Annotated in this window: 8 protein-coding genes; all 8 read left to right on the forward strand. The window is 65.2% G+C overall.

Annotated elements, in window-relative coordinates; genetic code table 11:
• The first annotated feature begins 4 nt into the window (after positions 1–4).
• The 8 genes from B2W55_RS27220 (at position 5) to B2W55_RS27255 (ending at position 9162) form a co-directional block, all read left to right on the forward strand.
• A complete protein-coding gene (locus B2W55_RS27220) occupies positions 5–1042 on the forward strand; it encodes an aliphatic amidase (RefSeq protein WP_024579758.1) in 1038 nt (345 codons plus the stop codon).
• Positions 1043–1124: 82 nt separating this feature from the next.
• Positions 1125–2459 (forward strand): purine-cytosine permease family protein, encoded by a 1335-nt coding sequence (locus B2W55_RS27225; RefSeq protein WP_024579759.1) that lies wholly within the window; start codon positions 1125–1127, stop codon positions 2457–2459.
• Between the two features lie 34 nt (positions 2460–2493).
• Positions 2494–3513 (forward strand): alpha/beta fold hydrolase, encoded by a 1020-nt coding sequence (locus tag B2W55_RS27230; protein WP_024579760.1) that lies wholly within the window; start codon positions 2494–2496, stop codon positions 3511–3513.
• Positions 3514–3559: 46 nt separating this feature from the next.
• Positions 3560–4372: a CbbQ/NirQ/NorQ/GpvN family protein gene (locus B2W55_RS27235; RefSeq protein ID WP_024579761.1), complete on the forward strand. Its 813-nt coding sequence runs from the start codon at positions 3560–3562 to the stop codon at positions 4370–4372.
• Positions 4373–4387: 15 nt separating this feature from the next.
• On the forward strand, positions 4388–6676 hold the full coding sequence (locus B2W55_RS27240; RefSeq protein WP_160306726.1) for a nitric oxide reductase activation protein NorD: 2289 nt from the start codon (positions 4388–4390) through the stop codon (positions 6674–6676).
• Between the two features lie 207 nt (positions 6677–6883).
• Complete coding sequence (locus B2W55_RS27245) at positions 6884–7558, forward strand: STN domain-containing protein (RefSeq protein ID WP_024579763.1); 675 nt, start codon at positions 6884–6886, stop codon at positions 7556–7558.
• Positions 7559–7568: 10 nt separating this feature from the next.
• Positions 7569–8072 (forward strand): RNA polymerase sigma factor, encoded by a 504-nt coding sequence (locus B2W55_RS27250; protein ID WP_024579764.1) that lies wholly within the window; start codon positions 7569–7571, stop codon positions 8070–8072.
• A gap of 94 nt (positions 8073–8166) precedes the next feature.
• Positions 8167–9162 (forward strand): FecR family protein, encoded by a 996-nt coding sequence (locus B2W55_RS27255; protein ID WP_024579765.1) that lies wholly within the window; start codon positions 8167–8169, stop codon positions 9160–9162.
• The last annotated feature ends 78 nt before the right edge of the window (positions 9163–9240 follow it).

Genomic DNA, 9240 nt, shown 5'->3' on the forward strand with positions numbered 1-9240 from the left:
AGACATGTTGCATGGAGACATATCGAGCAGCAAGGACACGGTCGGCGTTGCCGTGGTCAACTACAAGATGCCGCGCCTGCACACCAAGGCCGAGGTGCTGGAGAACGCGCGCAACATCGCCAAGATGGTCGAGGGCATGAAACTCGGCCTGCCGGGCATGGACCTCGTGATCTTCCCGGAATACTCGACCCACGGCATCATGTACGACTCCAAGGAGATGTACGAGACGGCCTCGTCGGTGCCGGGCGAGGAGACCCGCATCTTCGCCGACGCCTGCCGCAAGGCCAAGGTCTGGGGCGTGTTCTCGCTGACCGGCGAACGTCACGAGGAGCATCCCAACAAGGCGCCGTACAACACCTTGATCCTGATGAACGACAAGGGCGAGATCGTGCAGAAGTATCGCAAGATCATGCCCTGGGTGCCGATCGAGGGCTGGTACCCCGGCGATTGCACCTATGTCTCGGAAGGGCCGAAGGGGCTGAAGATCAGCCTGATCATCTGCGACGACGGCAACTATCCGGAGATCTGGCGTGACTGCGCGATGCGCGGCGCCGAGCTGATCGTGCGCTGTCAGGGCTACATGTATCCGGCGAAGGAGCAGCAGATCCAGATCTCGAAATCGATGGCCTGGGCCAACAATTGCTACGTCGCGGTCGCCAATGCCTCCGGCTTCGACGGCGTCTATTCCTACTTCGGCCATTCGGCGCTGATCGGCTTCGACGGCCGGACGCTCGGCGAGTGCGGCACCGAGGAGAACGGCATCCAGTACGCCCAGCTCTCGGTTTCCCTGATCCGCGACGCCCGCCGCAACATGCAGTCGCAGAACCATCTCTTCAAGCTGATGCACCGCGGCTATACCGGTCTGATCAACTCCGGCGAAGGCGACCGCGGCCACGCGGTGTGCCCGTACACGTTCTACAAGAACTGGATCACGGATCCCGAAGGCACGCGGGAAATGGTCGAAGCCATGACCCGTCCGTCCGTCGGAACCGACGAATGTCCGATCGAGGGCATTCCCAACCAGAAGGTCGCACACCGTTGATTTGAGAGATCGAGCCGTGCCGGCGCGATCACGCGCGCCGGCACGGTACCGAAAACTGTTGCAAGGGGAAACGGGGGTTGCCATGAGCAGCGAAGCCAATAGCGGTGTCGTTCATCATGCCGAGGGGCAAATCGACGACCTTCTCGGCCACGAGTTTGAGCACGAGCCGGTGCCGATCAGCGCCCGGCGCAGCGCGTTCTCGGTTACCATGGTGTGGCTGGGCTTTCCGATGATCATCACCGGCGCGATGACCGGATCGCTGCTGGTGCTGGGCATGGGATTCAAGAATGCGCTGGTGGCGATGATCATCGGCAATCTGATCATGTTTGCGTATGTCGGCGCGCTTGGCCTGATCGGCACGCGGAAGGGCATGAACTTCGCCCTGATCGCCAGCATCGTGTTCGGCAAGAAGGGTTATGTGCTGGCGTCGGGCCTGCTGTCGACACTGCTGCTCGGCTGGTATGCGGTGCAGACCGGCATCACCGGCGCCTTGATTTCCTCGACCTACGGTCTCAACTACGTGGCGATGACCATCGTCGCCGGCGTGCTCTATATCGGGATCACTTTCGTCGGGGTGAAGGGATTGCACTATATCGGGCTGGCGTCGGTGCCGCTGTTCGTCGTGCTCGGCCTCTGGGTCGCGGCCGACGCGGCGTCGACCACGACGTCGGCGGCGATCTTCAGCTATGCCGGCAACAATGGTGTGGCCAGCATGTCGATGGGCGTCGGCCTCACGGTGGTGCTGGCGCTGTTCATCGATGCTGGCACCGTGACCGCTGACTTCAACCGCTGGGCGCCCAGCCCCAGAGCATCGCTGTTCGCCACGTTCAGCGCGTTTCCGTTCGCCAATCTGGTGGCGATGCTGGTCGGCGGCGTGATGACGGCTGCGCTCGCGGTGCCGAACGCCAATCCGTTCGGCGTCGACAACATGTTCGGCTTCATGAACGGCAAGCAGCTGACCTGGCTCAGCATCCTCGCGTTCATCTTTCTCTACACCAATCTCGGCTCGGTGTGCTCACATTGTCTTTACAATGCGGCCACCGGCTGGTCCCGTATCCTCGGTACCAATATGCGGCTGATGGCCGTGATCCTCGGCGTCATCGGCATCGTCGTGGCGGCAGGCAACGTCTGGGCGTTCTTCATCCAGTGGCTGTCGCTGCTCGGCATCCTGGTGCCGCCGATCGGCGCGATCATCCTGGTCGATCAGTATCTGCTGCGCACCGAGGCGCGTGCGGATGTCGACTGGCGTGCCAAGCCCTTCATTGCCTGGGGCATCGGGTCGCTGTGCGCTTTTGCGGTTGAAAACCTGATGCCGGGGTTGTCCACTGCGATCTCAGCCGCGCTGGTCGCCGGCATCGTGTACGGCGCGATCGCGCGGGTGGACTCTTCGACCGAAAAGGTGGCGCGGCCCGCGTAAGCGATCAGCTCAATCAAGCAAGAAGGATACATCAATGAGCGTCGACTATCAGATCTATGATCTCGGCAATTTGGCCTTGCAGCGCGGCGCGACCATTCGCGACTGCAAGCTTGCCTACAAGACGTTTGGCCAGCTCAATGCGGCCAAGGACAATGTGATCGTCTATCCGACCTGGTACTCGGGCCAGCACTATGACAATGAATGGCTGATCGGGCCGGGCATGGCGCTCGACCCCGCGAAATACTTCATCATCATTCCGAACATGCTGGGCAACGGCCTGTCGTCGTCGCCGAGCAACACGCCGGAACCCTATAACGGACCGCGCTTTCCGCAGGTGACGGCCTACGACAATGTGCGTGCCCAGCACCGGCTGGTGACCGAGAAGTTCGGTATCAAGCACATTCGCCTGGTGGTCGGCTGGTCGATGGGGGCGTTGCAGACGTTCCATTGGGGCGCGCTCTATCCCGACATGATGGATCTGCTGGCGCCGTTCTGCGGCTCGGCGAAGTGCTCCCGGCACAACTACGTGTTCCTCGAAGGCGTCAAGGCCGCGCTCACGGCGGACGCCGCGTGGAAGGAGGGCTGGTACACCGACAAGCCCGCCCGCGGCCTGCGCGCCGCCGCGCGGGTCTATGCCGGCTGGGGCTTCTCGCAGGCGTTCTATCGCGAGCAGCTCGACATCAAGACGATGGGCTATTCGTCGCTGGAGGATTTCCTGGTCGCGTTCTGGGAGGGCTTCTTCCTGCCCAAGGATCCGAACAATCTGCTCGCGATGCTGTGGACCTGGCAGAACGGCGATATCAGCGCCAACGAGGTCTACAACGGCGACTTCAAGGCCGCGCTGAGGGCGATCAAGGCCAAGGCCTATGTCATGCCGGGGCAGACCGATCTCTACTTCCCGCCTGAAGACAGCGAGAACGAGGTGGCGAACATGCCGAACGCCAAGTTCGTGCCGGTGCCGTCGATCTGGGGCCACTTCGCGGGCGGGCCGGGGACCAATCCGGTCGATGTCGGCTTCATCGACACCAAGCTCAAGGAACTGCTCGCATCGTGATGTCCGGTTGCGAACGGCTGCCTGCGCGATCATGGGAGGCGTGAGCTTGTCCAATCCCGCTTTGCTGCTTGACCAGTACCGCATCCGCGAGGAGCCGTATTACCGGCCGCTCAAGGACGAGGTCGAACTGTTCGGTGCGGCCTATGCGAGCCGCATGCCGGTGATGCTGAAAGGCCCCACTGGCTGCGGCAAGACCCGCTTCATCGAGTATATGGCGTGGCGGCTCGGCCGCCCGCTGATCACGGTCGCCTGTCATGAGGACATGACGGCGGCGGATCTGGTCGGCCGCTGGCTGCTCGATGCGGAGGGGACGGTGTGGAGCGACGGTCCGCTGACCACGGCCGTGCGCCTTGGCGCGATCTGCTATCTCGACGAGATCGTCGAGGCACGTCAGGACACCACGGTCGTGATCCATCCATTGACCGACGATCGGCGCGTGCTGCCGCTGGAGAAGCGCGGCGAGCTGATCCACGCCCATTCCGACTTTCAGCTCGTGATCTCCTACAATCCGGGCTACCAGAGCGCGATCAAGGACCTCAAGGAATCCACCAAGCAGCGTTTCGCGGCGCTCGACTTCGGCTACCCCGACCGTTCGGCGGAAACCGAGGTGGTGGCGCGCGAGGCGGGCATCGAGCGTGATCTCGCCGACCTCCTGGTGAAGATCGCACAGCACAGCCGCAATCTGAAGGGCCAAGGTCTCGACGAAGGCGCCTCGACCCGGATGCTGGTGAATGCCGGCCGCCTGGTCGGCTGCGGCATCAGCCTCGAGAAGGCGTGCGAGACCACGATCGTCGTGCCCTTGACGGACGATGCGGACACCAGGAACACGTTGCGCGACGTGATTTCGGCCTGCGCGTGAATGGAAGCTCGCAAGGTGGCGGTCGCGCAAATCAGTTCGCTCGATAGCTTCCGATCCGAGCGGCGGCTTGCGGCGCTGCTGCGCGGCCACGATGAGCTCGGCGCGGCCGTGCAGACCGCGCGAGCCGCGTTGCGCCGAACAGGCCAGCCCGATCACCTCCCGGCCTGGGACGAGGCCGTGCTCCATCTGTTCGAGGCCAATCTCGGCCACGCCGTGCTGCTGGGCTTTCTGCGTCAGTCCGAGCAATGGCCGGCAACGCGGTCGACCGACGATCTGATCGCGATCGGCCGCGCCGCCGGTGGTATCGGCCGCAGCGCGGGGAGCCGCGTTGCCCATGCGCTACTCGCCGAGATGTCCAAGGTGCTGCCGCGGCTCGCGGATGCCGGAGACCTCGCCGCCGTTCTTGCCGCGCTTGGCGAGCTCGCAGAGGCGGGTCCGGAATCGGTGGGTCTTGCGATCGGCCGGCTGGAGCAACTGCTGGCGCATGCCGGCGCCGCGGACTTTGCCGCCTGGGTTTCGGCCGGCTTGCGCGCGAGTGGCGGCCGCGCATCGCGCCGCCGCGGCTATTTCGCACTCGACGATCAGCTCTCGGTGCGGCTGTTCGCGGTCGGCCGGACCAGCGATGATTTTGCCCGGCTGGAGAAGCGCCTCGCAGCGACCATGCTCGCGCTGTGGAACAGAAAGCCGCGTTTCCGCAAGCTTGCCATTGCACCGACACCGGTCCCGCGGCGCACCTCGCTCTCCGCCGGCTTCATCGGCCTCCCGGAGACCTTTCCCGGCTTCGCGGGCGAGGGGGCGGATGCCATCTATCTCGCGGCGGTGGCGCATGCCGGCGCGCATCTTGCGCATTCCACTGTCCGCTTTTCGGTCGGGCGATTGAAGGCGCTGCAAATCGCGCTGGTGTCGCTGATCGAGGATGCCCGGGTCGAGACGCTGGCACTCGGCGACATGCCCGGGCTGCGCCGGCTTTGGCTGCCATTTCACAGCGCTGTGCCGTCCGAACAGGCGACGGCGGCCGGGCTGATGATGCGGCTGGCGCGGGCGCTGATCGATCCGGACTATCACGATCCGGATGCGTGGGTGAGCAAGGGACGACAGCTGTTTGCCGCTGCCGCGGACCGGTGGACCGATCCGGCGATCAGCCGCGAGATCGGCGGCCTGCTCGGCAATGACATCGGGCAGATGCGGTTGCAGTTCAATGCCAGGAGCTATGTGGTTGAACCGGCCTATCGCGACGACAATCTGGCGCTGTGGGATTTTGGCGATCAACCGGACAGCCCGACCGAGACCATCGAACTCGCGGTCGATTCCGTCCGGATCGAACGGCGTGATGACGCGGATGGACGCTCCACCGACGACAATGCCCGGCCGGACGAGACGCTGCGTGCGAAGCCCAGCGCGGTCACGTTGCTCGATGGATTTCCGGTCGCGACCTATCCGGAATGGGATTATGCCGCGCGGGCCGAGCGGGCCGACTGGACCACCATTCTGGAGACCGATGCCGTCGCCTCCGCCAAATCCTTCGATCCGCCGACCGACGCCGAGACCGTTCGCTGGATCACGCGACTGACGCGCGATGCGTCGATCGGACGGCGAATCAGGCACAAGGGCCAGCGCGACGGCGAGGCGCTCGATATCGACGCGGCGATTGCGCTGACGATCGAGCGGCGCGCCGGCAGTATCAGCGAACCCAGGGTCTACCAGCGCGATGCGCCGGGGCCGCGCGATCTCGCCATCCTGCTGCTGCTCGACCTGTCGCAATCGACCGCCGACCGCGACCACCGTGGCCGCTCGGTTCTCGATGTCGAGCGCAAGGCCGCCGCAATCATGGCGGCGGCGGTCGACGCCGCCAATGATGCGATCGCGGTGCACGGTTTCAGCTCCGACGGCCGCGAGCGCGTCGGCTATCTGCGCATCAAGGGCTTTGACGAGCCGATGGATGCCATCATTCGGTCGCGGCTCGCCAGTCTCGGCAGTAGCCATTCCACCCGGCTCGGTGCAGCGTTGCGGCATGCGGGGGGCTATCTCGCGGGACGCCGTGCGTTCCGCAAGGTGCTGCTCGTCCTCACCGATGGCGAGCCGTCCGACGTCGATGTCCCGGACCCGCAATATCTGGTCGAGGACGCGCGCCGTGCCGCTCAGCAGTTGCGCCGGCGCGGCACCGATCTGTTCGCCTTCGGCATCGGCGAGGGGCGATTTGCCCAGCTCGATCGCATCTTCGGCGCGCGCCACGCGCTTCGCGTGCCGCGCATCGACGTGCTGCCGCAGCGGGTGATGCAGCTCTATGCCGAGCTGAAGAAGTAGAGCGGGCTGCCGTTCCAGTGCGGGTCGGACCCCCGCACAGCGGCTTACGCACCGTTGTCACACTTCGGCGTTAACGTTGCAGATTGGACACAGTGACCCGCCCGGGAAACAATCGACGCGGATGCGATGAGTATTGGATATCTTTCGAGGGGCTTGGCAGGGCGCCCCTCAGACGCTCGTCGACTACGCGTTTTGATCTGTCTTTGCATGCTGGGCGCCGGCGCCGATGTCGCGGCGGGACAACAGGGCGCGGCCGCTGCCGCGCCGCCGATGACGTTCGATATTCCGTCGCAACCCCTGACCTCCGCGTTGGAGAGCTACGGCGCCACCTCGAAGCGCGAGGTGCTCTATGACGCACGGCTCGCGACCGGCCGGCGCTCGGGCGAGGTGCGGGGCGTCTTCGCGCCGTCCGAAGCCTTGCAGATCCTGCTCGATGGCACCGGGCTTGTCGGCCGTCTGACGTCGGAGAATGCGGTGGTGATCGTGCCCTCGTCGCCGGCGGCCGGGCAGCGCGCGACGCCAGAGATCGACGCGCGAAAGGCCGATCCGGCGGTTCGTGACCGCTACTATGCCGTGGTGCAGGAACGCGTCCGCGACGCGTTCTGCAAGGACACGCTGCTGCGACCGGGCCGCTATCGGATCGCCGTCCAGTTCTGGATCGCGCCAACGGGAACCGTTGAGCAGGCCAGGCTGCTGGGCAAGACCGGCGATGCGCGCGTCGATGGCACGATCGAGACGACGCTGCGCGGGTTGAAAATCAAGGAGGCGCCGCCGCCGGGCATCGCGCAACCCCTGACGATGGTTGTCGCGGCGCGCCCGTCGGACCAGACGCAGGATTGCGCCGGGATCGACGCGATCCGTACCAGCGGCGCGGCGAAATGAGCTGGATGCGATGAGCGACGCAACCCGCATCATGCTGCGCAACTTTCTGGCCGCCCGCTACGATGATCTCAAGCTGCGGCTGAGCCGCCGCCTGGGATCGGCGGAGCTCGCCGGCGATGCGTTGCAGGACACTTATCTCCGTCTCGGGCAGGCCGAAGTGGCCGGGTCGGTGCAAAGCCCGGCCGCGTATCTGTTCCGCATGGCGTTCAATGTCGCGATCGACCGGCAGCGCGCCGAGAAACGCCGCCTGGCGCGCAACGAGGTCCAGGATCTGCTTCATATCGTGGACGATGCGCCGGGGCCGGGCCAGATTGCGGAAGCCCGCTTCGAGATCGAGGCGCTGCAGAAGGCGATCGCGGAACTGACGCCGCGCCGCCGGGTCATCCTGCTGGCGGCGCGCCTTCAAGGCATGCCGCAGCGGGAAATTGCCAGCCGGCTTGGGGTCTCGTTGCGCCTGGTTGAGAAGGAGCTTCGCATCGCCCAGGAACAATGCGCGCTGAAGCTCGGAAAATAATTGTGCGGTTCATGGCCATGGCGAACGTCAAATGGACAAGCGGACGACCCGGCGGCGACAGCCGCCGACCGGGCGCGCTGCGAGGCATGTCCGCATGACGGGCAAAGGCGGCAAATCGACGATGGCGCTTGGCGCATTGGAGCAGGAAGCACATGCCTGGGTGAGGCGCTTGACGTCCGGCGACGCGACGGTCGAGGACGCCGACGCATTCCAGCTATGGCGCCGGCAGAGCGCGGCCCATGCGATCGCCTTTGCCAAGGCCAGCAAGGTTTGGGAAACTGTCGGCAACGCCAGTGATAACCTCCGCTATGATCCTGCATCGGTCGACGCATTGCTCGATGGCGAGGCCCGGCGCGTGATGACCCGCAGGCTGGTGCTTCGCGGCGGACTTGCGACCGCAGCGGTGGCCGCAGGAGCGGTGGCGCTGCACCCGCCGCTCGAACTCTGGCCGTCATGGTCCGAGCTTGCGGCGGACTATCGGACAGGGACGGGAGAGCAGCGCAAGCTTGCGCTGAACGACAGCGTGTCGATCAACCTGGATACGCGAACCAGCATCGCGTTGCGGCCGGACCATGGCGACAGCAGCCGGATCGAGTTGATCACCGGACAGGCATCGATCGCGACCAGTCCGCGACTGGCCAAACCTGTGACCGTGATTGCGTCCAGCGGTCAGACGGTGGCAACGCAAGCCTCGTTCGACGTGCGCTACCTCGGCGCCGAGGTGCGCGTCACCTGCCTGGGAGGCGAGGTTCGCGTCGAGCATCAGGGAAATGCCCGCGTCGTTCGTGAGAAGCAGCAGGTCGCCTATGACGAGCGGCGCCTCGGCGATATCGTCGCGATCGATCCGGCGGTCGAGGCAGCCTGGCAAGAGGGCTTGCTGATCTTCCGTTACACGCCGCTGCCCAAGGTGGTGGAGGAGGTGAACCGGTACCGATCGGGCCGGATCTTCATCGTCAATGCCGAACTGAACGCCCGTCTGGTCAACGGCCGCTTCCATATCGACCGCACCGACGAGGTTCTCCTGCAACTCGAGCAAGCCTTTGGTGTGAAGGCCAAAGCACTTCCCGGCGGCATCGTGTTGCTGAGCTGAGGAGGCGCCGCGCGGGGCTTGCGAAAAAAGTTCGGGTCCAGCGTGCGGGTCGCCCTAGTCGGGATCGTCACAGCCGCG

This window comes from Bradyrhizobium sp. UBA2491 (assembly GCF_002341725.1).
In the GTDB taxonomy this organism is placed as follows: domain Bacteria; phylum Pseudomonadota; class Alphaproteobacteria; order Rhizobiales; family Xanthobacteraceae; genus Bradyrhizobium.

What these genes read in the sequence shown, in the direction of transcription:
- B2W55_RS27250 (WP_024579764.1), top strand. Translation starts at nt 7,569, where the DNA reads ATGAGCGACGCAACCCGCATCATGCTGCGCAACTTTCTGGCCGCCCGC.
- B2W55_RS27220 (WP_024579758.1), top strand. Translation starts at nt 5, where the DNA reads ATGTTGCATGGAGACATATCGAGCAGCAAGGACACGGTCGGCGTTGCC.
- B2W55_RS27255 (WP_024579765.1), top strand. Translation starts at nt 8,167, where the DNA reads ATGACGGGCAAAGGCGGCAAATCGACGATGGCGCTTGGCGCATTGGAG.
- B2W55_RS27245 (WP_024579763.1), top strand. Translation starts at nt 6,884, where the DNA reads ATGCTGGGCGCCGGCGCCGATGTCGCGGCGGGACAACAGGGCGCGGCC.
- B2W55_RS27225 (WP_024579759.1), top strand. Translation starts at nt 1,125, where the DNA reads ATGAGCAGCGAAGCCAATAGCGGTGTCGTTCATCATGCCGAGGGGCAA.
- B2W55_RS27230 (WP_024579760.1), top strand. Translation starts at nt 2,494, where the DNA reads ATGAGCGTCGACTATCAGATCTATGATCTCGGCAATTTGGCCTTGCAG.